Source organism: Rhodoluna sp. (assembly GCF_024641065.1).
Taxonomy (GTDB): domain Bacteria; phylum Actinomycetota; class Actinomycetes; order Actinomycetales; family Microbacteriaceae; genus Rhodoluna.
Map to the genome: position 1 here is coordinate 131,217 of NZ_JAHEDV010000003.1, position 24,576 is coordinate 155,792.

Consider the following 24,576-nt stretch of genomic DNA (forward strand, 5'->3'; position numbering starts at 1 on the left):
TTAGTGGGCGGGATTCTTTTTGAAAACCTAAATCGCTAGATTTGCCAGCGAGTGAGCAATCTGGCTGGCAGAGGCTTCAAACAGCAACTGCTCTGAGGCATCCATCGGCACCTCAATGGTTCGGTAAGCACCGTTTCGGTTTACGACCGTCGGAACCGACATAGCAATTCCATCGACGCCACGGTAATCGGTTAGTACCGAGCTCACCGGCAGAATGGCATTTTCATCACGGATGATTGCCTCGACAATGCGAGCCCCCGAAAGGCCGATGGCATAGTTAGTGGCACCCTTGCCCTCGATAACTTTGTAGGCCGCGTTTTTTACTGAAAGCGCTAGCTCATCAAGATCGGTGCGCGAAAGCTTCGAGCCGAATTCATCTATCCAAGTTGCAAGTGGCACTGGACCAATGCTGGCCTGTGACCAAAGAGCAAACTCAGAGTCGCCGTGTTCGCCAACAATTAGCGCGTGAACGCTTGAGGTGCTGACGCCTAGCTTGTCGCCAAGCAACCAACGAAGTCGGGACGAGTCAAGCACGGTGCCCGAAGAGAACACACGGTTTGCTGGCAGACCGGTCATGCGAAGTGCAGCGGTAGCCAAAACATCACACGGATTCGTGACCAGCAAGAAGATTGCCTCAGGTGAACGCTTCAATAATTCGGGAATCAGTGAGCTCAGAATCGAGAAGTTCACGCCAGCTAGTTCTAGGCGAGTTTGCCCAGGATTCTGTTTGGCGCCGGCGGTGATGACAATTACATCCGAGTTTTCGGTCAAAGCAATGTCGTCGCCACCTGTGATGCTCGAAGAGCCAGTGAACGATGTGCCGTGAGCAAGGTCTAGAACCTCTGCGGTTGCCTTGGCGGCGTTCACGTCATAAAGCACTACCTCGCGAGCAGACTCACGAATGAGCATCGCATAGGCCATCGAGGCGCCGACCGAGCCGGCACCAATCACTGAAACTTTAGAGCTGTGAAAGAGCATCTAGGGCAGCTGCCTTCGCGGCCTCAGGTGAGGTTGCGGCCAACACCTTGTTTGCAATTTCTTTGCAGGCGCCAAGATCAAGCGATGACAAAGCGTTGCGAACCACAGTCACCTGTGACTTTGAAACGCTCACAGATGTAATGCCAAGCCCGGCCAACACCACTGCAAAAGCTGGGTCAGATGCGCTCTCGCCACAAACACCAACTGAGATGCCCGCCTTCTTGCCACCATCAGCGATACGGGCGAGGGTGCGAATCAATCCCGGCTGCCAGTGGTTTAGCAATGCGCCCAGCGAAGGGTTCATGCGGTCAGCGGCAAATAGGTACTGTGACAAGTCGTTGGTTCCAACGCTCACAAAGTCAACAACGCCTTCAAGCTGCTCAATCATGGCAGCGATAGAAGGGGTCTCAACCATTACGCCGACCTTGTAGCCACCGATGCTGCGTGCCAAATCAGCAAAAGCCTTAGCTTCGCCAACGGTTGCGATCATTGGTGCCATAACCCAAACTTCGCGACCGGTTGCAACTCGAGCCAACTCGAGGCTCTTCAACTGGTCTTCGATGAATTCGCGGTGATCTTGAATCAAGCGGTAGCCGCGAACACCCAGAGATGGGTTTTCTTCGTGAGGCATGTTCAAGAATGGCACTGGCTTGTCGCTGCCTGCATCGATGGTGCGAACCACGATTGGGCCAGCCGGTGCAGCCGCAAGAATTGCGCTGTAGCTTGCAACCTGGTCATCAATGCTTGGTGCGGTGTTGGCAGAAAGATACAAAAGCTCGGTGCGGAACAAGCCAACACCCTCGGCCTTGGTTTCGGCGGTCGCACCTTCGGCGTCAGCCAAGGTTCCAATGTTTGCGCGAACCGGAATCACTGGTTCTGCGTTCAAGGCCACGAACTCAATTGCCTTGGTAGCCAAAGTTTCGTCGCCGCCAAAAACAACACGGTCGCCAACTGGGTCAACCAAAACAGTGTCGCCATTTTCAAGGTCTGCTGCAGCACCACAAGAAACCACTGCTGGGATGCTCCTTGAGCGGCAGATGATTGCGGTGTGGCTGGTTGGTCCACCCTTGAGGGTGATTACGCCAACTACTGCTTTGGTGAACTGAGCGGTGTCGGCTGGTGAGAAGTCGTCGCCAACCAAAACATAGCGACCAATCTCAGGCAAGGTTAGAGCCATTTCGATGCCGGCAAGATCTGCCTGCACACGACGAGATAGGTCTTGAAGGTCTTTGACGCGCTCGTCAAAATCAGGGTCGCCGCCAAGAATCTCGGCAAAGGTGTTTACCGCCATGCCATAAGCAGCGCCAGCGGTCCAGCCGTCATCCAGATTGCCCTCGGCTACTTCAAAAAGCTCTTCATCTTCAAGCAAAAATTTGAGCGCCTCAAAGATCTCGGCACTTGTGCCGCCGGCACGAACACCCAGGGCATCCAAATTTTCAGACACATTCGCAATTGCCACCTTCAGAGCTGAGCGCTCTTCATCAACCGACTTGGATGATTTGGTCCACTCAGGGAGCGGGGCCTGTGGCTTAACAATGTGAACTTCGCCGACTGCGGAGTTAAGGCCTACACCTAGACCTGAAAGTACGGTGCCCTGAGCGACTGACAACTTAGTTAGCCCTTCAAGAACTCTTGGATCTGGCCAGCGATTTCGCCAGCAACAGTTGAATCCTCGGTTTCAATCTGAAGGGTCAGCTTTTCGCCGGTCTTGATCTTCAGCGACATCAGCATCAGTGCTGAGTTTGCTTTTACGAATTCTTCGCCTTCACGACCGATGGTGATGGTCAAGCCAGACTCTTTAACTAGCTTTACGATTTGGCTTGCTGGGCGGGCGTGCAGACCGATTGGGTCTAGAACCTCAACCTCGTGTGCGATTGCTGACATATGAATTGCTCCGTCATTAAATTTGTTGGGTTTTAAGTTTCTCACGCTCTAGGGGTAAACAATCAATAAGGAGTCGATTTGGCGCTTTATCCCAGAGAAAAGGGCTAGTCTTCTTTTGTCCATTTCCTACAAATTTGAAATGTTACTTTCTCGCAACATTACGTGTAAATACCAAAAAGCCTGAGAAAAGGCTGGGTATCGTAAGGTTCGAGCGAGCAACAAGAGCTTCCAAAGGAGCAAGCAATTTGACCACCGCAATTACCACTGCAGACATCGTCATCGTTGATATCGATGCCACCACCAAAGAAGAGGCAACTCGTCAGCTAGCTGAGCGTTTGGTTTCTGCAGGTCGCGTTACCGAGATCGAGGGTTACCTCGCAGCAGTAGCAAAGCGCGAAGAACACTTCCCAACTGGCATCGAGGGTGGCATTGCTATTCCTCACGCACAGAGTGACCTAGTCACCGCTCCATCTGTTGCTGTTGCAACCTCAGTAGCCGGCATCGACTTCGGCGCTGACGATGGCCCGTCTCACCTAATCTTCTTGATCGCAGCTCCAGCTGCTGGCGATGGCGCACACCTTTCTATCCTTGCTTCACTTGCTCGCAAGGTAATGCACGAAGAGTTCCGTGATGCTCTTCGCGCCGACAAGAACCCAGCCTCAATCGCAGAAACCGTAACCCGAGAGGTACAAAACTAATGGCAAAGATCGTTTGCGTAACTTCATGCATCACCGGCATCGCCCACACCTACATGGCAGCAGAAGCTCTTGAGCAGGCTGGCAAGAAGCTAGGTCACGAGGTAATCGTCGAGACCCAGGGTTCAGCAGGTTCAAACCCGCTTAGCCAGGCAGTAATCGATTCTGCAGATGCAGTAATTTTTGGCGTTGACCTAGAGGTAAAAGGCCGTGAGCGTTTCAACGGCAAGCCTTACATCGAGGTTCCAGTTGCTAAGGCAATGAAAAACGCACAAGACTTGGTCAACCAGGTACTAGAGGCTGCCGCTAACGGCACCGCTGCAAAGGTTGGCGAAGGTTCTTCAGCGAAACCTGCTGAGAAACAGGAACAGGCAGTGAAGCCTGCAACTGAAAAGAAGAGCGGTGGCTTCTTGGCCGGCCTCTTCGGTAAAAAGTAGTAATCCCACTAATCCCCCTAACTCTTAGGAGACTCAATTGAGTAACGCATCAATTGGAACCCGCATCCGCCAGTGGCTGATGACCGGTGTTTCACACATGATTCCATTCGTAGCCGCCGGCGGTATCCTTATCGCTCTTGGCTTCTTGTTCGGCACCTGGGCAATGGGTACTGACCCAGCCACCGGTGGTATCCGTGTTTACGACGCAGCTCTTGCAGGCGTTAACGAAGACGGTAGCTTCAACCTTGGCAACCTAGGCAACTGGGCATTCATCATTTTCTGGCTAGGTAAGGCTGCATTCGCATTCTTCGTGCCAGTTCTTGCTGGTTACATTGCCTTCGCAATTGCTGACCGTCCAGGTCTTGCTCCAGGCTTCGTTGCAGGTGCACTTGCAACCGGTCTTGACGGCAACCCACTTGGCACCGGCACTGGCTTCCTAGGTGCAATCATCGGTGGTTTCATCGCTGGTTTTGCTGCTCTATGGATCAGCCGTTGGCCTGTAGCTAACTGGATCAAGCCAGTTATGCCAGTAGTTGTAATTCCTCTACTTGCAACCATCATCACCGGTTTCGTAATGGTTCTAGTTCTAAAGGGCCCAATCTCAGGTCTAGCTAACGGTCTAACCGAGTGGCTAGGCAGCCTATCAGGCGCTGGCATTGTGATCCTAGGTATCGTTATCGGTCTAATGATGGCATTCGACATGGGTGGCCCAGTTAACAAGGTTGCTTACACCTTCGGTGTTACCGGTCTTGCTGCTGCAGGTGCCGTAGCTGAAGCTCCAGAGTTCGTTGTTATGGCGATCGTTATGGCTGCAGGTATGACTCCTCCACTAGGTCTTGCTCTTGCAACCGTTCTTCGCAAGTCTGCATTCTCTGAGTCAGAGCGCGAAAACGGTAAGGCTGGCTGGTTGCTAGGTGCATCATTCATCTCTGAAGGTGCAATCCCATTCGCAGCTGCTGACCCAATCCGCGTTATCCCATCAATCATGATTGGTTCTGGTGTAACCGGTGCACTTGTTGGTGTATTCGGCAACCAGTTGCGCGCACCTCACGGTGGTATCTTCGTGTTCCCTCTAGTTAGCAACGTACTTACCTACATCCTTGCTATCGCTATCGGTACCGTAGTAACCGCAGTTCTAGTACTAGTTGCAAAGAGCATTGGCAACAAGGCTGAGTAATCAGCTTTAGCTAACGTCTTTTCGACAAATTGAGAAGGGCCTGGGAGTAATCCCAGGCCCTTTTCGCATAAACTTGGGCAGGTGAACGACATGGATTATTCAGCGTATGCAGAGGCGCACGGCCTCAAGCGAATGGGTGCTCGCCCTCCGTTTTCTGAATACCTTCGTGATGCCTGGGTGCGCCGCGATTTTGCCGTCACCCTCTCGGCATACTCAAATGAAGCTGCCAATTCCCACAACCGCCTCGGTCGCTGGTGGACAGTTCTTTTGCCAACCATCCAAGCTGGCACCTATGGGCTCATCTTTGGCCTAATTCTTCAGGGCAATCGCCCCGACAACTTCTTGCCGTTTTTGTTCACCGGTGTTTTCTTGTTTGCATTCTTCTCAGCAAGCTTTTCATCAGGAGCCAGTGCACTGACCGGAAACGTTGGCTTGGTCAAGAGCCTGAGCTTTCCGCGCATTTTGCTACCTATCTCTTCGGTGCTCAGCCAGTTCTTCAACTTCTTGCCGCAGCTCGGTGTCTTGGCGCTTTTGCTGATCGGAATTCAACAAACCATTAGCTGGACTTGGTTGGCACTGATTCCGATCATGATTCTGATGGTCATTTTTGCCTCGGGTCTTGCCATGATTGCGGCGCGACTGACCGTTCAGGTTCGAGACCTTAGCCAATTGATTCCATTCGTCACACGCATTGCTTTTTATATCAGCGGAATCTTCTTCAGCATCGACACTGTTTTGTCGGGTATTCCGGTGCTTCACGCGATCATGCAGTGGAACCCGATTTATGACTTCGTTGAACTTGCTCGAGGCGCGGTTGTTGTTGGCCACGAGATGACTCCGCACCTATGGATCGCAACATCGGTGTGGGCATTTGGGTTGTTTATTTTTGGAACCATCTTCTTCTGGAGAGCGGAGGAGCGCTATGGCCGCGACTGATAACCGCAAGCCGGCCGTTGTCGTTGATGACGTTCACATTGTTTACAAGGTTTATGCCAGCGGAAAGCTAGCAACTGGCGACGCCGGAAGAAACGGCCTCTTGAAAAAGAAGGTCAAGCTTCGCGAAGTGCACGCGGTCAAAGGCGTTAGCTTCACAATCTATGAGGGCGAATCAATCGGATTGATTGGTAGCAACGGTTCAGGCAAGTCATCTTTGATGCGCGCTGTTGCCGGCCTGACTCCGATTGACCAAGGAAACATCTATGCCTCGGCTCGCCCAACCCTTCTAGGTGTTGGCGCAGCATTGCTGCCAAAGCTCTCTGGTGAAAAGAACATCATGATTGGCGGCATGGCTATGGGCCTTGACCGCAAGTCAGCCCAGGCATCACTAGAGCCGGTCACCGAGTTCGCAGGGCTACAAGACTTTATCGATCTACCGATGCGAACCTATTCATCAGGCATGTCAGCTCGTCTGCGCTTTGCAATCGCGGCCTACCGCGACCACGACATCTTGATCATCGATGAAGCTTTGGCGGTTGGTGACAGCGCCTTCCGCAAGCGTTCAGAAGCTCGCATGCGTGAACTTCGCGACACCGCCGGCACCGTGTTTTTGGTCAGCCACAGCATGAAGTCAATTCTCGACACCTGCAACCGAGTTATCTGGCTCGAAAAGGGTGTGCTGCGCATGGATGGCGACCCGCAGACCGTGGTCGATGCCTACAACGCTGAAAACGGCTCGGACATCATCGACTAATTATGGCCAAGACTTATCCGGCAATCTCGGTAATCATGCCGGTGCTCAATGAGCAAGACCACCTCGCGGCTGCAGTCGAAAGCGTGCTTTCGCAAAACTACCCGGGCCAATTTGAATTGCTTTTGTGCCTTGGCCCATCAACCGATTCGACCAATCAAATCGCTGCCAGTCTCGCGCTAGCCGACCCGCGAATACGACCAATCAATAACCCGCGAGGCTTGACCACAGTCGGGTTGAACGAGGCCATTCGCCAGGCGCAGTTCGACATCATCATTCGCATCGATGCTCACAGTGAACCGACGCCCGGCTATTTTCAGCGCGGTGTTGAAATCTTGGATGAACAAAAAGCTGACTTGCTCGGTGGCATCATGGACGCCCGCGGCAAGGCAAGTTTTCAAAGTGCAACCGCCTGGGCTTACACCAGCAGATTTGGCATCGGTGGTGCAGCCTTTCACGTTGGCGGCGAGGCTGGCGAAGCCGAAAGCGCCTACCTCGGAATCTTTCGCAAGAGCGCACTGATTCGAGTTGGCGGCTATGACGAGGCAATCATTCGTGGTGAAGACTGGGATCTAGCTCAGCGCATCAAGAAGACCGGTGGCCTGGTTTGGTTCAGCCCTGAACTGCGAGTGGTTTATTGGCCGCGCGGTCGCTTCGACCGATTGGTAAAGCAGTTTTATTCAACCGGTGTTTGGCGCGGCGACCTAACTCGTCGAGACCTTCGAGGTGCCCCAAAGCGTTACTTTGCTCCGCCACTCTTGGTGGCCTCTGTGATCATTGGTTTAGTTGCCGCAGTATTTGGCTGGTTGATTGGCATTCTGCCGGCGGCAGCCTATTTGCTAGGTGTAGCCGGTTTGGCCGTTACCGCAAGCAAACTAAGCCTCAAGGCTCGGGTTGCACTGATGATTGTTCTGCCAACCATGCATTTCAGTTGGGGTTGGGGTTTCTGGGTTGGCTTACTCAAAGGCGCCAGCGGAACCATCGACCGCAGTCGAGTTACTAAGAAGTCATAAACTAAACCCATGTCAAAACAGGTCGTAATTCTCGCCGCCGGCATGGGCACCCGCCTAGCCCGCCCGCTTCCGAAGCCACTTACCGAGCTTCGCGACGGCCGTTCAATCATGCGACAGCAATTCGACAACATCGAGACCGCCTTCGGCGAAGCTGCCCGCGTAATGGTGGTTGTTGGCTTCAAGCTCGAGGCAATCATCGAGCGATTCCCTGAAGCCAGCTTTGTCTACAACGAGTTCTATGACCAGACCAATACATCCAAGAGTCTTTTGAAAGCACTAAAAGCCTCTGGCGATGGCAGCGTTTTGTGGCTGAACGGCGACGTAGTTTTTGACCCTCAGGTTTTGACCCGCGTTACCCCGCTGATTGAGGCTGAAGAATCTTTTGTTGTCGTCAACACCGCAAAGGTGAGCGACGAAGAAGTTAAATACACCGTGGATGCCTCTGGCTTTATCAACCAGCTGTCGAAGCAGGTTGTTGGCGGTCTTGGCGAAGCCGTTGGCATCAACCACATTGGTGCTCGCGACAAAGCCACTTTGATCAAGCGTCTAGCCGAGGTTGATGACCAAGATTATTTTGAACGCGGCATCGAGGTTGCAATTGAGTCAGACGGCCTGAAGTTCAAGGCCGTAGACATCAGCGACCTTTACGCAGTTGAGGTTGATTTTGCTGAAGACCTCGAACGCGCTAACCAGCACGTTTAGTTTGTGCTGATAGGTTTAGCAATTTTTAGGCGTTCCAGGCGCTTTCAATAATGTCGTGAAGGTTCTTCTTTGCCTTCCAGCCGAGAGCCTTCTCAATTCGCGAGACATCGGCAGCCAAGAACGGTGGGTCGCCCGCGCGACGCTCGAGAACGTCGGTGTCAAAATCGATTCCGCTAACTGCCTTGATCTCGGCAAGAACTTCAAAAACGCTCGAACCCTGGCCAGTGCCCACGTTGAAAGTATCGTGAGGTCGAACGTCAAAATCGAGGTAGTCAAGCGCACTTAGGTGAGCCTCGGCAAGATCAAGCACGTGAACATAGTCACGCACGCAGCTGCCATCGGGAGTGTCATAGTCGTCACCGAAGACCACTGGGTTTTTGTTCGCACGGATAGCCGCAAAAACAATTGGAACCAAGTTGGCTACCGCGGTGTCGGCTAGATCAGGCCAGCCGGCTCCGGCGACGTTGAAATAGCGGAGGTTAGCGCCACGTAGACCCCAAGCTCGCTTGGCGTTGGCAACCATCCACTCACCAATCAGTTTGGTTTCGCCATATGGGTTGATTGGCTTGCAGTCGATGTCTTCAGAAACGGCCGGCACATCTGGCATTCCATAGGTTGCCGCTGAAGACGAGAAAACAAGTTTCTCTACGCCGGTTGCATGCATAGCTGAGAGCAAATTAGCCATGCCGCCGATGTTTTGTTCGTAGTAAAACTCAGGCATCTCTACCGATTGGCCAACCTGCTTGCGTGCAGCAAAGTGAATAACTGCGTCGACCTCAGAGTCGGTGAAAGTCTGAGCAAGGATGCTCTTTGCGTCAGGCGCAGCTAGGTCTAGCTGAAGAAGTTCGGCACCATCGAGACGGGCCTCGATGCCGGCGGTCATGTCATCGGCAACAATTACGCTGTCTCCTCGCTCTTGCAAAAGACGCACAACGTGAGAACCGATGTATCCGGCACCGCCGGTAACTAGAACCTTCATATCAACTGAGTTTAGCCGAGCGAGGTTTACGCTATTGGCATGAGCAAACTTCGCCTTGTTGCAGCAACAGCCATTGCACTTACAGTTCTTTCAGGTTGCGCATCAGCGCCGGCAGCATCGCCCGAGCCCTCGGCCAGCCCGAGTGCTTCACAAGGCCCGTTCTTTATCGCGGCACCGCTAACCGGTGTGCAATACGAAGTTGGTTCAGCAAACTTTCCTGCGCTGGGGCACCCATCCGTGGCCTGCAAAATTGATAACTCGTTTGATGCCCGCCCACAGTTTGGCTTGAACCGAACTGACATCACTTTTGTTGAGATGGTCGAAGGTGGCCTAACTCGACTGGTCGCAATTTGGCACTCAGATATGCCTGAGGCTGTTGGCCCGGTTCGTTCTATTCGCCCGATGGACCCAGACATTCTTAGCCCATTCGGTGGCGTGGTTTGTTACTCGGGCGGCCAGCTTGCCTTTGTTCGTTTGATTGAAGCAGCACCGGTTTTCACTGCTTCAGAGACCAGCGAACAAGGCAACGGAACCTTCAAGCGAAGCCATGATCGCCCGGCTCCGCACAACGTGATTGTGAACGCGAGTCTGCTTGCCGAGCAGCACAACGAACTGCGTTCACCAAAAGCTCAGTTCACTTATTCGCTCGATCAGGCAACGGCCAGCGCGGCAACCGGCACCGCAGTTAAGCAGTTCACGGTTAGCTACCCGCAGGCAACTTCAAGCTGGAAGCCGAATGCCGATGGAACCGCTTGGTTGAGAACCCAGGATGGCGCTGTGCACCGAGACGCTGCAACCGGCAAGCAGGTTGAGGCAACTAACGTCGTTGTCATGACCGTCAAGATTGACCGCAGCTTTGCAGATCACAAGTACGGCAACGTGCCAAAAACCATCATGGTTTCTTCTGGCACCGCTTGGGTTTTCACAGCCTCAAAGTACATCGAAGCCACCTGGTCGAAGGCAGACGCAACCTCGCCGATTATTCTCAAAGACGCCTCAGGTGCTGTCATAAACCTTGCCCCGGGCAACACCTGGGTTGAGCTAATGCCAAAGGCTCCCGAAGGCAAAATCGTAATCAAGTAACCATTTCGAAGGTCAACCCCGCATTTAGTTTTCAAATGTGGGGTTTACCGAACATTTCTCCTGCCCAATAATGCCCAATTTCTAGACTTTAACTAGCCTTCAATGCGGGCTCTAGTTGGTGTTTCTGGGGGATTAATGGCGATCAAGTTTGGCTCTTGGATGAGTCGCTTTGTCGTTGCATCCTTGATATTTGCACTGAGTTTTGCCGGGGCAATTTTTAGCCCAAACCCAGCGGGCGCCGCCACTCTAAACTTCACGAACTGGCTTTCTTATGTGGGCAACAGCGGCGGCAGCGCCCAGACCGATCTAATGTGCCCAAGCGGCCAGGCTGCAGTTGGTGTTGTCTCTGGCGGCAACTATGTAATTGGTATTCGTTGTGCAACGGTCAACGCCGACGGCACAGTTAACACCACTACAACTGACCGTGTTTGGGGGTCGGGAGGCACCTGGGCCCTGTGCCCAGCAGGCAAAGTTGCCCGGGCCATCACCGTGAACTTCAGCGGAGCTTTTCCGGTAAACGCTGGCCTCAAGTGTGTGACGGCTCCCGGCGGTACCGATACCCCAGATTTAGTCGGCCTCACCAGTTGGGGTGCTGAGCGAGATTGTGGCGCGGGCAAATTTATTTCGAGAATCTATGTTCAGACCGGCTCATGGATGGACGGCTTCACCCCCGGTTGTTCTACAGCGGTGGGGTTCAATGAACGGCCCATGGTTACCGCAACAACCGCGCCGAGCGGAACAGCTCAAATTGGCTCCACGCTAACCAGCGCTGTTACCTTTAGTGGTTCACCCACCCCCACTTACACATATCAGTGGCAGCGATCATCAAATGGCATTGATGGTTGGGAAGACCTGGTCAATGCAACTTCTTCAACCTATGCCCCAACCATTGCCGATGCCGGTCGTTACTTGCGCACCGTTGTGGTTGCAACAAACTCAAGCGGCTCAGTAAACGGCACTTCGGCATCAACCAGCATCATGCGTTTGGCAACTTTGGCCGCCCCAGATCTGCAGACAGCGTCTGACTCAGGAACCAGCACCACCGATAACCTAACCAAAGATTCAACACCTACTTTTGACCTAACCGGTTTGACTGCCGGAGTCGACGTCACGGTCACGGCCACTCAAGCAGGCCAAACCAGCCAGACCTGTCAGATTCTGAACGTGCCAAGCTCAACCGCAAGTTGCACATTTGTCGAGGGTTTTCCGGCAGCTGGCGCCTGGAGCTTCACGGTTACTCAGTCAACCAGTCAGGCAACATCAACTGCCTCGGCTGCAGTGACGGTTACCTTCGACACCGCCGGCCCTCAAATTACCGCCGTCACAATGACCCCTGTTTTGACCAAGCTCACCACCATTGCCGTTGAGGTTACTTTCAACGAGACCATCTCAAACGTCGCCGGTGAGATCGACTCGACCAAAATTTCACTCAGTGGCATTTCAACGGGTTGGACTATCTCTGGTCTAACTCGCAAGACTGGCAATGACAAAGTTGCGCAATTCAACATCACTAACTCGGCTACCACCATCGTCAATGGTCAAATCAATGTTGATTTCTTAGAAGGCTTCACGCGCGATCAGCACGGCCAGTTGTCAGCGGCTTCGACTGAGGCTCAGCGGCTCAGCGGCGTGTTCGATAACACCCGACCTACTGCAGTTATCTCGGGTGAGCCAGAGTTGCCGACTCAAAAGGGCACGGATGCAAACCCGTTGCGTTTGACCCTCAGCTACAGCGAACCTATCCGTGGTTTGGTTGGTGGCGCAGCAACACTCACCGCCAGCGACTTCACTTTTGCTGGCACCGGTTACACGGGTTGTACGGCTAACCCCGTTTCGTCGGCGACTGCAACCTCTGGCGGCACCTACGAAATTACCCTCGATATCAAGGGCTGCACCACTTCGGGCACATTCACCATCGCCCTTGAGGCCAACGCGGTTGATGACCTAACCGACACCACTGGCAACACCGGCCCTATTGCCAACGTGGTGTCACGTTCAATCACGCGAGACCTGGTTGCGCCAAAAATTACCACGGTCACAAAGAAACTGACAAACGGTGAAGTGACAACCGTCACCTACGAAGTCACTTTTGATGAGGCTATTGCTTCAAGCACTTTCACCTCAGACAAAATAACCGCTACTCAAACCGGCGCTACCTCGGCCTGGGTTGTTGCATCAGCACCGAGCCGGGTTGGCGAATCAAACACCTGGACCTTCTCGATTTCGAATGCCACACCGGTCAACGGAACGGTTGCCATCGCACTGGCTAACTCAATCACCGACCTTGCTGGCAATGCTCTGGTGGTAACCATGCCAACAATCAGTTCGGTGAACGCATCGCAGGCTCAGATTTATGTTGCCCCGGTGCTGAATCCAGGCACACTGAACACTGCGGGCACCGGCACAACGGCAATTGCACCAAACCTCACCCTCGATGGCCGTGGCGGCACAATCTATGGAATGCGAATCGAACTGACTGATCCGCAATCGGGCGATGCATTGGCATTCACCGCTTCAAACAACGTCACTAAAGATGCCCGCAGCACAGCATCCGTGTTGTATCTAATCAGCACAACCGCAACCTCTGCCCAGTGGCAAGCTGCCTTGCGAACTGTGACTTTGACTTCAACCGCTTCAACGGCTGATCGGCACTACGAGTTTCACATCAAGCCATTCGAGGGCTACTCATATGTAAACGGTCACGTTTATCAGCAAGCCGACTACGGCGTTGCATCGACGCCATTTGCTTCGCTCAAGTCAGCGGCTAACAAAGCCACTTTGGGTGACAACCAGGGATACTTGGCCACGCTAACGAGCGCCGAAGAAACCGCAGAATTTGCCGTGCTGACTAACCTCACCGGCTATTCGGTTCACGCTGCCCAAAAGACGGTGGGAACCACAACTGCCAATGTGGGCACCGAAATTGTTAAGTTCTTTGACGGGCCAGAAGAGGGCCAAACCGCAACCTACACCCCTTGGTACACGGGTGAGCCAAACGTTGCCAGCTCGATGTGCACCCTGGTTTACGCACAAAACCACGGCTTTGCGGCTGCCGGAAAATGGAACGACATCGGTTGTAGTGAGTCATATTCTCAGCGCTACATCGTTGAATTCGGTGGCTATGAAGGCGATGAATCATTCACTCAAATTCTTTCGGCAACTCAAATTGCCGACACAGTGGCTCCGACTGTTGAAGCGATTGGCGCACCTAGTGGCTCGGCCAATTTGGGTAGCTCAACCAAGCCGCTGACTCTCACCCTGCGTTTTAGCGAACCGTTCAAAAACCTCGCTGCGGCAGACATTCTCAAGTCAGGTGCTACCGCCGGTTGTGTAATCGCAACTCCAAGCGTTTCAACCGACACCACCGCGCCTTATGAGGCAACGGTTCAAATCACCGGATGCACCGCCTCGGGTGAAATCACTTTCTCGTTAGCTGCAAACGCGGTGAATGACCTAGCTGGCGACACCGGCAACCCGGGCCCGGCCACAGCAACTGTGCTTGCAACTTTTGTTCGTGATTTCACCGCGCCAACCGTTGTAATCACCAGCGAAGTTCAAGCCACCACAGTCACCCATGAATTCGCATTCAGTGAGCCAATTGAAGACTTCACCCAAGATGACCTGACTGCAACTTTCTCTGGCGTTGGCGGCGTCGAGAGCTGGTCGGTCAGTGGCCCAACGCTCAAAGAGGGCACGAGCTCTACCTATGTTGTCGCTTACCAACGTGAAACCGAAACCGCTGGCGAACTTTCTGTTTCGCTAGCTTCACTGAGTGTCAGCGATGCTGCTGCAAATCAGATCGCTTCAACCGCCACCTCGACCGTGAGCCTGGCTTACCTGCCTACTTTTAGCCTCGGGGCACTGCACGGTTCAAGAAATGCCACCGAGCTTGCCCCTGATTTCACCTTGGATGCAAAGGGTTCAACCCTGGCTGGCACTCGCATCAGAATCACCAACGCCGAGGTTGGCGACACCCTCGCCTTCGTAAATAACAACAGTTCGCTTTTTGGAACCATCCAGAGCCTAACGACCACCAACGGAGTATTCGAGCTCACCTATTCAGGAGCCGTGCCGACCGAGGCTCAGTGGCAGGCGGCTATCCGTGCGGTTCGTTATTCGAATGCCTCAAACACTTCGTCTTCAGCTGAGCGCAACATTGAGGTGCACCTCAAGCCGCGGTTGAATGCCAGTGCAATTTATCTGTATGACACCCAGCATTTTTATGAGCCGGTTTCAACGCTCGTAACCAATTCGGTTGCGATTGCTGCGGCCGAGGCCAAGACTCTCGCCGGGCTGCAGGGCTATCTAATGACCGATGTCATTCAGGCTGAGCACAGCTATTTGCTTGGCACTAGCGGCAATTACTGGGTGAGCGGTTTTGAATACTCGGATGGCTTCAAGTACAACACTGGCCCTAACGCAGGCAACCCGGTAACGGCTTCGTTCTGGAATGCGGCTGAGCCAAACGCCGCAACTAACGAACCTTGTATTGTCTCGATTGATGAGAGTTATTCGAACTACGGTTGGGCCGACTATGGATGCTCGGCAACCTTCAAGTACGTGATCGAATACGGTGGCATGGTTGGCGAAGCACCGCGCAGCATGATTTCCAACTCAACAATGTCGCCTGATCTCGAGGCGCCTAGAGTCTCTTCAATTACTGCTCTAACCGAAGATGGTTTCTACATCGCCGACGATGTTATTCGAGTCAAAATCACCTTCAGTGAACCGGTAGAAGTTATCGGTTCACCAGAGTTGAGCCTTGCCTTTAGCGGGGCTAACCAAGCGGCCGTCTGTGATTTGGGCGAATCAGCCTATGAGTTGATTTGTGAATATGTAATCGCTCAGGGCGACACCGCTGCCGACCTTGACTATGCCGGCGTTACCGCGCTCTCAATCGGCTCGGGTTCAATCAAAGATGCCTCGGGCAACAGCGCAATTTTGACTCTGGCTGCACCGGGCACGCCAGGGTCGATGTCACTCGGCGCTGATCTTGAAATCGACGGCAATTACCTAGAGCTGAACTATTCAGCTGACTCTTCAACTTCAGAGGTTGCCGAACTAACCTTCACGTTGAGTTCAACTTTGCCGATTGATTGTTCAACCCTGAGCCAAGTTGATGGTGTCGATTTCGACTTCACCAACATCCGTGAAATTTCTTCGATTGTTTCAGCCGACGACAACCTCTCTTGCATCATTCACGCAACCTCAAGCGTTGCAACTGCCAACTACGGTGAGAGCGAGCTAAAGATCGCTGACTCATTCTCGGTTGACGATCTTCAGGCCACTGCAGTTGCGCACACTGTCGTGACATCGGGTAACACCAGAGTCTCGGTTGTCATCGATGCCGAGCCAGGCGAAGGTTCTATTGACCTGATTACCTTGCCAGGTGAGCCAGCCACTGAGCTTGAATTAAATGCCCCGGATGAATTCTTCGGCGAGCTCAGCACAGCCGCACGGTCGGCGCTCGAAGCGCTTGGAATCGTTCGTGTTCCTGAAGGCCTCGAACTTTCTGGAGCCCAAGCCAGTGCCGACTTCAGCGCTCTAACTCGCACCAGCCCGAGAGTCGATGCAGCGCGAACCAACCAGCTAGTTACCGGCGAGAAGCTCTCGATGCAACTAAATGTGTCGGCCGATATTGCTGCCGACTATGTTGCGGTTGGCTACCTCAAGCGCGATGGCAACTGGATCTATCTGGGAACCAAAGAGTTTGATGTTGATAATTCAGTTGAGTCAGCCGCCTTGGTTTTTGCCCAACCGGGTGCCTATAAGGCCAGGATGATCATTGTTGAGCGCGGCACCGCTCTAGCGACTTCGGCCTTGCGCAGAGCTGCCATTGCAACCCAATCGGCCCGATCGCAAGATTTTGCAGCTTCAGCGATTAGCGATGCCGACCTGCCAACCGGCATTCAGAAACTCGACCTAGACATCGCTGTCTTAGGCACACCAATTGCCGTGGTGATTCCAACGCCGTCGCCTACACCTTCGCCATCTCCTTCTAGCTCGACAACGCCTACCCCGACTCCTACCCCAACGGTCGCGCCTACCCCGACTCCGACTCCGACTCCGACTCCGACGGCTACGCCAACTCCATCAGTTGCCCCGACCCCGACCCCTTCGGCTCAAGCAACCGCAACACCGGAACCAACGCCTGAGCCAACCGAAGACCCAACTGTTGAGCCGACCCCAGAGCCAAGTGAATCGGCTGTGGCTCTGCCTGAGCCATCTGCAGAGGCTGAAGCTCCTGCACCTGGTGAGCCGGTCGCCAACCCAGCCATCGGTGCAACCGGCGATGACAGTGACCCACCTTCACCTTTCGACCCGCTGGCAACTCCCGAAGGTGTGGCTGCCGTAACTAAAACTGCAGTGACAGCTCTAACGGTTGTTTCAAGCGTTGCCGCTGCGGCGGCGGGTGCGGCTGCCGCTGCCGGAGCCGCTGGCGCTGGCGCTGGTGCCTCTTCTGGTTCTGGCCGCTCAAGCTCAGGCAGCTCAGGCAGTTCAAGCTCATCAAACTCAAATGCTGCCGAAGTTGCCGAATCGGCAGAATCAAGTGACTCAGGTGAGGGCGAGGTTGCCGAACTAGAGGTTGCACTCGATCAACTCGAACTCACGCATCGTGGCTGGGGTGATGGCCTTGCCATGTTTGCCCTGCCGTTTATGACCTTCTTTGACATTCGCAGCAACCGTTGGGCCGTCAAAATCGCCCGCATCTCGCCATTGATTTCAAAGGTGGTGACCGACGGCGCATACATCCGTGCCGCACTTGGTTCGCTTTCATTGTTGTTGCCAGTTATCGCAGGCGCACTCGCCCTAATTTCAATCGGCATCAACCAAGAGAACAACCCGGGTCTTGTGGTTACCCCGCCATGGATGTTCCTTCTCGCGATTGCAGTTCTTGGCGTATTCGATGCTTTTGCGGGCTTTGTTGCCGGAATCATCTTTGTGCTCGGCACCGTGGCCATAACTTTGGCCACCGCACCTGAGGCAATGACTATGAGCGGCGTTCGTTTGCTAATGGGTGTGATGGTTGTCGTGATCGGCCCGGCCATGTTGACCACTGCCTTCCGTCAACTGCGCAAGGCTCCCGAATCTGGGCACCACTACTGGTGGGAGCGTCTGGTTGACACTGCCGTTGCACCGTTCATGGCTGGCTGGTCAGTTGCCGCCATGGTCAGTTCGCTGCCTGCACTTGCTGGTCTAACCCTGCCGGTTGCCAATCACGTTCTCGACTTTGCTCTGGCTATTGCCCTGGCAGCATTGCTTCGTGTTTGGTTTGAAGAGGCAACCGCTCGCCTCTACCCAGCTCGACTCGATGTCATCAACCCAACTGAAATTCCTGAACCTGGCCTGCTTCAAAAAATTATCGTGCTCGGCATCAAATACGGCATTTGGGTAATCATCGGCGGCGCCTTGATTGGCCCAAGCTGGCAGGTCTTTGTCGGTTCGGCTCTCTTCTTGTTCCCAACAGTGCTCGGATGGTTCGCTGATCGATTCCCGAACTCTCCGCGCCTATGGAAGCTTCTTCCCTCTGGCTTGCCTGGATTAGTGACAAGCTTGGTCATCGCCAGCACAACATCTGTGGTGGTTGCAGCAATCTTCGGTGTCGTGCCAACTCTGGCTCAGTGGTCGTTCTTGATTATTCCGATGCCAATGTTGGTGCTGAGCATTCTTGGTCTATTTGGTCGCCACGGCGAGAACGAAGAGGATGAAAAACCTGCCAAGTCACAAATGTGGGTTTACCGAATCGGTGGCTTGGTGATGTTCATCATCACGCTCAAGTTAACTGGCATTATTTAGTCGATTTGCGGTTCGCGGCCCGGCTGAAACTCCCAGGCAACCTCTGTTATTTGCGAGGCGTCAACCAGAGGCGAACCCGAGCCGTCGGCGCCAAAATCGGCAGCCACAACTTCAACAATTCGGGCAGCTGATTCTCCATCAAATGGCATAGCTGCTTCTTTTAGCGCCGCAATCTGTTCGGTGCGATCGGCCAAGACAAACTGGGCATCGCGCATCTCAACCTGATCAATCGATTCAACCCGGATGCTACTTGCCGCTGCCAATTCACCAATCTCACTGAATTCCCAGTGCTGCGGATTCTCAATAAAGAACGCCGGGCGGCCAGTGGCCAATGGGTATTCAGCAAGATAAGAAATGCCATCGGTGATCAAGGCGTCAGAGTCGATAAAAATCTCAGCTGAACTCGATTCGCTGTCAATCTTGGTGTTTGGCAAAGCGTTCCAAGCGCCTAGCCAGTCATCCAAGGCTTCGGCAGTCATCACTTCACGGTCAACCAGTGTGCCAAACAAGAACGGGTGTGGGCGAAGGGTGACATGCACTTCAGGGTGCTCAGTTGCCCATCGCAACATGTCAGAGTGCGTGGTCGCGAAGGTTCCAAAATTCAGCCAGCTTGGCGAATAGCTGTGGTGAGGGGCCCAAACCAGACGAAGCCCGTGGCCAGCAACACCCGCTGCTCGAACCTCGTTGACCAGCTGATCTAACTTTGGTGAACCAACAAAGTGCACATGGTTGTTGCCTCGAGAGGTCGATGCAAAAGCTTCACGCATGGCTGCGGTCTGAACAAAAATCAGCGAGGCCAACTGGTGCGAACGCTGGGTATAAAGGTGTGGCGCAACCTCGTTGCCAGAACCAGGCTCGTCAACCAGCGACACCGAGTAATAAGGCACATAGGCAATACGGGTGAACTTAGCCAACGCCTCGGCCCGATATTGCTTTGGGTAATTTCTTTGCCACGGATAGTTGATGAACACATAGTCGGCATTTAATTCACGGATGTCTGCATTCACCAAGTGCTCGATGCCAGCATCGGTGAAGAATTTTGAAACTTCAGCGGCGTCATCAAATTCAATCTCACCGGTTAGTCGTCGCGAGATCGCAACCACTTTCACGTCAAAACGTGGGTCGGCATTCATGCGCGAATAAACCTCGGCCAGGGCATCCCAGGCTTCAAAATAAAAAGTCATAAAGACTACGCGTATCGGCACTCATCAAACCTAACCCCCCCTGTGCTGTCGGCAAAGTTTGGGTTAAAGCAAAAACTCGGTTCCACAAATTCTGTGGCCCCGAGTCTTGTCACAACTGGCTTGGTTTCAGTTGCGATTGCTTCATATCTAATAGCGCTAGTTGCTCAGTTTCATTACGGCCAATTGTCGTATCTGTTGTTTCCTATTCGCAACAAGCGGTGTCGCAAGAGGCCCATCGTGCCGCACTTCGCCAGACTTAGAAAGTCGAATGTTCGCAAAATGTCATACCCATTAGCGAACATTTAGTTGGCATCAAAAGATGCATCTGAAGTTGATTTCACCGGGGGATCGGTCGCATCGATTTCTAGGAGCGGGGGCTCCCAGAAATTATTTTTTCAATGCACCGTAATGAATCAGCCCTTTCCTCGTGTATTTCAATGTTCGGCAAATTTGTTGCTGCGTTCATGCGCATTAGCTAGCCAGCAACACGGGGACCGGGGGAAACATGTCCAAAAAGCGCAACCTGCGCATCATCAAGGTAGTCGCGCCTGCTTACGAGGCCGAGGCCAAGGGGCCACTCGACGACGACTACAACGAGGTGCTGCTCAGCAAAGGTGCGTCTGGCGTCAAGCGCGCCGATCAAGAATTCAAAACCTATGTTGAAGATCCTCTTGAGAACATGCTCGACCTAGAGTCTGACGAAGAGTTTGGTGAGCCCGATTTTCGCGAAAAAGTAGGCACCGATCTTCAGCCAGTAAAGCTCGCTGAGTGGAGTGCCCAAGACTTCAGCAGTATCTACACTCGCTTTCGCCCACACCTTGAGCATCATGCTCGCCGTTTTCTGCGCAACCAATCCCAGGTAGACGAAGTCGTTCAAGACGCGTTTCTGTACCTAATGGTTAGCCTTCCTGAACTTGATTCAGAGCTTGGTGTGCTGCGCTTTCTCAAGTGGAAGGTGCGGTTGCTCTGCCTCGATGTCATTCGTGCCAGCGGCCGCGCTCAGTTCAGCAGCATTGACGACAACCCAGAGATTGCTAGCAACGACCCAGACATGTCTTTGGCTCTTGAGCAGCAAGATGATGCAGCGGTTTTGCGACTTGCGCTAAGCAAGCTGAACCCTCGCCACCGCGAAATCTTGTTGGCCAGCATTTATGAAGAGAAAACCACCGAAGAGATCGCACAGCAGGTTGGTCTATCTGAGAACGCAACTCGTCAGTTGATGTTCCGTGCCCGCGCAGCTTTCAAAAAGGCGCTTTTGGGTGAAGATGTCAACACCGACGGCATGAGTGCTTCGGCAATTCTCTCGGTTGCTGCTCGCAAAGCTGCTCAAGATGCCAAACGCATGAGCGTTCAGGCCATGGTGTTTGCCGTGTTCCTAATGTTGAGCGTTGGTGCCTACCTAAACCTGCCTGGTCGCAACAGCGACAACCAGATTCTTGCCGAGGGTGAAGGCCCTGCTGCAGTTTCACCTGAGCAAAGCCCAAGCCCGTCATCAACTCCGAGCCAAACCAAGACTCCAGATGCCGAAAACCTTGGCCCAACTGTGGTCACCAAACTGGTGGATATTATTACCGAAGAGCCAAACATCGATACTTCGGTTGAGCCAAGCCCTGAGCCTTCGCCATCAGAAGCAGCGTTCACGGTGGCGGCTCTCGAGAACCTGTTCACCACCACCCCGGGTTCAAACGAACTTATGAGCATGTCGCCAACCGGTGTTGGTGCGGCTAAGTCTTATCGCCTGATTTCTGGCCAAGGCATCATCGCCGACTTCAACTTCGATGCAACTGCTGAGAATGCCTTCACCGATGCGCTGTTCACCATCGATGTGAACGGTCAGCAATTCTTTGCCTACCCGGAGGCCACCGAGCTTTATGTTGTCACCGACAACGCAGGCCTCAAGCACTACATCTATTACGGTTCGCTAGCCCATGTGTTTGACGAGGCTGGTCAAGTTTTGAGCGGTTCGGTTTTGGCCAAAGCCACCGTTCGCCTAGAGCTGGTCGTCGAAAACGATCAGAGCACGCTTCGCGATTCGATTCTTACGGTTTTGCCGCAGGAATAGCTTCTCTTAGTGTGCCGGAACCCCCTACCACCCCCTGGGAGGGGGTTCCGTATTTAACCGGGATGATGCCGTCTTCAAATAATTTCAAAAAATTTCTTGCACAACCGTAATAACTCGACCACCCCGTCGCTATTTATTGTGGGGACCCGCGTGCCATCCTGCTTGGTTGCTTGGCGCAAGTGGATTTCTCAGTGATCTAAGCCTTAGATCGCTTCTAAACCAAGAAAGAAAGAGACATTATGTCTAAGAACATCTCCCGCAAGGGAATCGCGTTCGGTGTGGCAGCTACTGTCGGTTTCGCTGGTCTAACTGGCGCACTGCCAGCTCAAGCCGTCGTTCCAGTAAGCCTTTCACCAAACGCTGGTACCTCATATGGTCAAATCCTTGGCCAAACCTTTAACCTGAAGTCAGTTTTCACTGATGCGGCCCAGGTAGGTTCTGAAGACCTAACTTTTAAGATTGTTGACTCGACCAGCTCGTTGGCTGTTGGAGACTTCACCTTGGAGTCAGCTTCAACCCACACTTATTCATATGCCACTGGCAACGAAGCAGCGCCTGCAAGCAACAACGTTGTTCTCGCTGCCGATGACGCTGCGCTAGAAGCGGGCGACACCTTCTCAGTTCAGGTGACAGCTTTCCTTGACTACAATGGCGATGGCGAGCTTCAGACCACTGGCGAGGATGCAGAGACTGCCTCAGCAACCCGTACTGTAACTTTCTATGCGGTTGACGAAGTGACTTCTACCGTTTCAGTTACCCAGCCATACGAGGGTGACAATTCAATTGCTGCTGCTGTTAAGTTCACCAACATCAACAATGAGCAGCTCGATGAAACCGACTTTGCAATTCTGTTTTCTACTGGCACCGGTGGAAACCTTGCTGGTTCAGAAGCAGCCGAGTCAACGGATGCAGTCAGTGAGTGGGACGCAACTGACGGTTTTACCGCAGAGACTTCTGGCGCAATTGACGACCTAGTTGAAGCTAAAGTCATCAAGGCTCAAGCCCTATACACTCCAGGTGGCGTGGCTCCTGTCCAGCCATCTGATGTTAGCGCAGACACCAAGGTTGGTTCGTTCAAGACCGCAAAGGTTGCTGCTGTAAAGGCATCGTCGATTACCGCCGACACTGTTGCAAGCAAGACTGCAAACACGGCCGACTTTGCGCTAACCAATTCAGAGTTCCAGGTTTCAGCACTTGTTGAAGATGCAAACGATGATGCAGTTGCTGGCAACAAAGTTCTTGCAACTGTTTCAACCGATGTAACTCTTTCTTCAACCGTGAAGTTGATCGTGAATGGTGTAACTTACACGGACAACGATGACCTTCCAGGCGCAGACGGTGTTGCTGAAGTTTCGTCAACTTCTAACGCAAAGGGTCTGGCAACTGTTTCAATCAAAACAGTTGGATTCGCTGCCGAAGACGTGGTTTCAGTTGAATTCTCAACCGAGAACTTGCCTAGCTCAACCGTTGATGTTGCATTGCAGGATGCTGAATACTCAATCGTTGAGTCAAATAATATCGCTGACCTAGACCCGTTTGAGGTTGCAACGACTCCAGGTGGACGTTTCTCGCTAAACGTTTTGGTAAACGACCAGTTTGGTGGAGTTCCAGCAAATGGCAAGTACGAGGCACGCCTTTCACTTGATGCAGCAGGCACTCGATCAGGCGACGGCGAAGAAGCTACCAATGACGTTGACTCAGTGGTAGCTGTATCTAACGGCAAGGCATCGTTCACCGTAACTGACAATGGAACCGGCACCGGTGTAGATGAGTACGCAGTGGACCTTTGGAAGAAATCAACTGCCGACACCATCGATACCCTTTGGGTTGATGTAAACCTAGTGGCAGCCGCAGACCTAATCGCTGGAGACATTTCAGTTGATGGCTCTGATGATGCAAACGAAGACGGCGTATTCGAAATTGGAAACGACGTTGCACTTGAGGTTGAGGACTTCAGCAACTTTGATGCTCGCACCCTTGAAGGCACTGAGCCAAACCTAAACCAGGATGGTTTCTTGATCGCGGGTATTGTGTCAACCGCAGGTTCTGACACAGAAGAGTCAGTTGCTGTTATCGGAGCAACCGTCACCATCTCAGGCGAAGGCTTGCTATTCGAGTCTTCAGGCAACTACTCAGTGGGTTCACTCGCTGTTCGTGCCGATGACGAGGGTAACTACGACTTCAACGTTTGGTCACACAAGGCTGGCGAGCAGACTGTAACCATCAAGTCTGGTTCAAAGTCACAGAAGGTAATCATTGAGTTCGGTCAGGCTGATGACGAGGCAGGTACCAACGTTGCTTTCACCAGCAGCAACCAGGTAAAGGCTGGTCGCACTTTGACTGTCAAGGGTCTCCTGACTGACAAGTTCGGCAACCCGGTCAACACAACCGACAACGGCATTTTCGAGGCAATTTACGACGGCCCAGGATTCATCCTTAGCGACGACGTAATCGAGACTGACGCAAACGGTAAGTTCAGCATCAAGGTTCTTCTTGGCACTGGCGAAGTTGGTTCAGCTTCTGTCACTGCAAAGTACGATGTTGACGGCGACCTAGACGTAGCCGACGAAGAAGATAACAGAATCACTAAGACCCAGACCATCTTGCTTGGTGTCTCAGCTGCCTCTGTTGCAGGTTCGAAGAAGGTTGTTTCAACCGTCAAGAACGCTTCAGGTCTTCAGGTCAAGGTTTACGTTGACGGCAAACTGAAGGCAACTAAGACTGCTTCATCAGACAACTACTCTGTAGCTGTATCGAAGCTAACTGTCGGCAAGCACACCGTAAAGGTATACGTTGCTGGAATCTTGGTTAACACCAAGTCAGTTGTAGTCAAGAAGTAACAAAACCTAGCAAGTTCAATTGCTAAATCTGAAAACCCCCGGTGCCTGGCACCGGGGG

The 24,576-nt window shown here is 53.1% G+C and carries 16 protein-coding genes; 11 read left to right on the top strand and 5 right to left on the bottom strand.

Translation table 11 applies throughout. The features are described 5' to 3' along the window. Positions 1–27: 27 nt before the first annotated feature. The 3 genes from Q0L26_RS03755 to Q0L26_RS03765 are packed head-to-tail and all read right to left on the bottom strand — an operon-like array spanning position 28 to position 2,862. The gene (locus tag Q0L26_RS03755) at positions 28–978 is read right to left on the bottom strand and encodes an L-lactate dehydrogenase (RefSeq protein ID WP_296647605.1); all 951 of its coding nucleotides are present in this window, start codon (positions 976–978) and stop codon (positions 28–30) included. Beyond that, positions 959–2,587: a putative PEP-binding protein gene (locus tag Q0L26_RS03760; RefSeq protein ID WP_296647608.1), complete on the bottom strand. Its 1,629-nt coding sequence runs from the start codon at positions 2,585–2,587 to the stop codon at positions 959–961. The genes Q0L26_RS03755 and Q0L26_RS03760 overlap by 20 nt, the downstream gene beginning before the upstream one ends. Positions 2,588–2,592: 5 nt before the next feature. Further along, positions 2,593–2,862: an HPr family phosphocarrier protein gene (locus Q0L26_RS03765; protein ID WP_296647611.1), complete on the bottom strand. Its 270-nt coding sequence runs from the start codon at positions 2,860–2,862 to the stop codon at positions 2,593–2,595. A gap of 245 nt (positions 2,863–3,107) precedes the next feature. Here Q0L26_RS03765 and Q0L26_RS03770 point away from each other — a divergent pair, with 245 nt between their 5' ends. The 7 genes from Q0L26_RS03770 (at position 3,108) to Q0L26_RS03800 (ending at position 8,573) form a co-directional block, all read left to right on the top strand. Further along, on the top strand, positions 3,108–3,560 hold the full coding sequence (locus Q0L26_RS03770) for a fructose PTS transporter subunit IIA (RefSeq protein ID WP_296647613.1): 453 nt from the start codon (positions 3,108–3,110) through the stop codon (positions 3,558–3,560). Then, positions 3,560–3,994, top strand: coding sequence for a PTS fructose transporter subunit IIB (locus Q0L26_RS03775; RefSeq protein WP_296647616.1), 435 nt, complete (start codon positions 3,560–3,562; stop codon positions 3,992–3,994). The genes Q0L26_RS03770 and Q0L26_RS03775 overlap by 1 nt, the downstream gene beginning before the upstream one ends. A 37-nt stretch (positions 3,995–4,031) precedes the next feature. Continuing rightward, entirely contained in the window at positions 4,032–5,171 is a 1,140-nt protein-coding gene (locus Q0L26_RS03780; RefSeq protein ID WP_296647620.1) for a PTS fructose transporter subunit IIC, read from the top strand. Positions 5,172–5,261: 90 nt separating this feature from the next. Next, positions 5,262–6,107, top strand: a complete 846-nt coding sequence (locus tag Q0L26_RS03785; RefSeq protein ID WP_296647623.1) for an ABC transporter permease — start codon at positions 5,262–5,264, stop codon at positions 6,105–6,107. After that, on the top strand, positions 6,094–6,861 hold the full coding sequence (locus tag Q0L26_RS03790; RefSeq protein WP_296647625.1) for an ABC transporter ATP-binding protein: 768 nt from the start codon (positions 6,094–6,096) through the stop codon (positions 6,859–6,861). The genes Q0L26_RS03785 and Q0L26_RS03790 overlap by 14 nt, the downstream gene beginning before the upstream one ends. A gap of 2 nt (positions 6,862–6,863) precedes the next feature. Beyond that, complete coding sequence (locus Q0L26_RS03795; RefSeq protein WP_296647628.1) at positions 6,864–7,871, top strand: glycosyltransferase family 2 protein; 1,008 nt, start codon at positions 6,864–6,866, stop codon at positions 7,869–7,871. Positions 7,872–7,880: 9 nt separating this feature from the next. Further along, a complete protein-coding gene (locus Q0L26_RS03800; RefSeq protein ID WP_296647631.1) occupies positions 7,881–8,573 on the top strand; it encodes a phosphocholine cytidylyltransferase family protein in 693 nt (230 codons plus the stop codon). A 25-nt stretch (positions 8,574–8,598) separates the two neighbouring features. Here the strand turns inward: Q0L26_RS03800 and galE are convergent, their stop codons facing one another. Then, the gene (galE, locus tag Q0L26_RS03805; protein ID WP_296647634.1) at positions 8,599–9,552 is read right to left on the bottom strand and encodes a UDP-glucose 4-epimerase GalE; all 954 of its coding nucleotides are present in this window, start codon (positions 9,550–9,552) and stop codon (positions 8,599–8,601) included. A 39-nt stretch (positions 9,553–9,591) separates the two neighbouring features. On the opposite strand from galE, the gene Q0L26_RS03810 reads away from it, so the two are divergent. Together Q0L26_RS03810 and Q0L26_RS03815 are read left to right on the top strand one after the other, a co-directional pair. Further along, positions 9,592–10,635 carry a DUF3048 domain-containing protein gene (locus Q0L26_RS03810; RefSeq protein WP_296647637.1) on the top strand — a complete coding sequence of 348 codons (1,044 nt, stop codon included), beginning with the start codon at positions 9,592–9,594 and terminating at the stop codon, positions 10,633–10,635. A 135-nt stretch (positions 10,636–10,770) separates the two neighbouring features. Then, positions 10,771–18,432: an Ig-like domain-containing protein gene (locus tag Q0L26_RS03815; protein ID WP_296647640.1), complete on the top strand. Its 7,662-nt coding sequence runs from the start codon at positions 10,771–10,773 to the stop codon at positions 18,430–18,432. Here the strand turns inward: Q0L26_RS03815 and Q0L26_RS03820 are convergent. After that, the gene (locus tag Q0L26_RS03820) at positions 18,429–19,616 is read right to left on the bottom strand and encodes a hypothetical protein (RefSeq protein ID WP_296647643.1); all 1,188 of its coding nucleotides are present in this window, start codon (positions 19,614–19,616) and stop codon (positions 18,429–18,431) included. The two genes, Q0L26_RS03815 and Q0L26_RS03820, sit on opposite strands and share 4 nt — an antisense overlap. 505 nt (positions 19,617–20,121) lie before the next feature. Here Q0L26_RS03820 and Q0L26_RS03825 point away from each other — a divergent pair. Further along, on the top strand, positions 20,122–21,678 hold the full coding sequence (locus Q0L26_RS03825) for a sigma-70 family RNA polymerase sigma factor (protein WP_296647648.1): 1,557 nt from the start codon (positions 20,122–20,124) through the stop codon (positions 21,676–21,678). Between the two features lie 239 nt (positions 21,679–21,917). Beyond that, positions 21,918–24,518, top strand: a complete 2,601-nt coding sequence (locus Q0L26_RS03830; protein ID WP_296647650.1) for a hypothetical protein — start codon at positions 21,918–21,920, stop codon at positions 24,516–24,518. Positions 24,519–24,576 lie beyond the last annotated feature (58 nt).

Bases quoted from the DNA above. Each gene is read 5' to 3' on its own strand.
- Q0L26_RS03830 (WP_296647650.1), top strand. From the start codon at position 21,918: ATGTCTAAGAACATCTCCCGCAAGGGAATCGCGTTCGGTGTGGCAGCT.
- Q0L26_RS03820 (WP_296647643.1), bottom strand. From the start codon at position 19,616: ATGACTTTTTATTTTGAAGCCTGGGATGCCCTGGCCGAGGTTTATTCG.
- Q0L26_RS03790 (WP_296647625.1), top strand. From the start codon at position 6,094: ATGGCCGCGACTGATAACCGCAAGCCGGCCGTTGTCGTTGATGACGTT.
- galE (WP_296647634.1), bottom strand. From the start codon at position 9,552: ATGAAGGTTCTAGTTACCGGCGGTGCCGGATACATCGGTTCTCACGTT.
- Q0L26_RS03785 (WP_296647623.1), top strand. From the start codon at position 5,262: ATGGATTATTCAGCGTATGCAGAGGCGCACGGCCTCAAGCGAATGGGT.
- Q0L26_RS03825 (WP_296647648.1), top strand. From the start codon at position 20,122: ATGTCCAAAAAGCGCAACCTGCGCATCATCAAGGTAGTCGCGCCTGCT.
- Q0L26_RS03795 (WP_296647628.1), top strand. From the start codon at position 6,864: ATGGCCAAGACTTATCCGGCAATCTCGGTAATCATGCCGGTGCTCAAT.
- Q0L26_RS03775 (WP_296647616.1), top strand. From the start codon at position 3,560: ATGGCAAAGATCGTTTGCGTAACTTCATGCATCACCGGCATCGCCCAC.
- Q0L26_RS03765 (WP_296647611.1), bottom strand. From the start codon at position 2,862: ATGTCAGCAATCGCACACGAGGTTGAGGTTCTAGACCCAATCGGTCTG.
- Q0L26_RS03810 (WP_296647637.1), top strand. From the start codon at position 9,592: ATGAGCAAACTTCGCCTTGTTGCAGCAACAGCCATTGCACTTACAGTT.
- Q0L26_RS03815 (WP_296647640.1), top strand. From the start codon at position 10,771: ATGGCGATCAAGTTTGGCTCTTGGATGAGTCGCTTTGTCGTTGCATCC.
- Q0L26_RS03800 (WP_296647631.1), top strand. From the start codon at position 7,881: ATGTCAAAACAGGTCGTAATTCTCGCCGCCGGCATGGGCACCCGCCTA.
- Q0L26_RS03755 (WP_296647605.1), bottom strand. From the start codon at position 978: ATGCTCTTTCACAGCTCTAAAGTTTCAGTGATTGGTGCCGGCTCGGTC.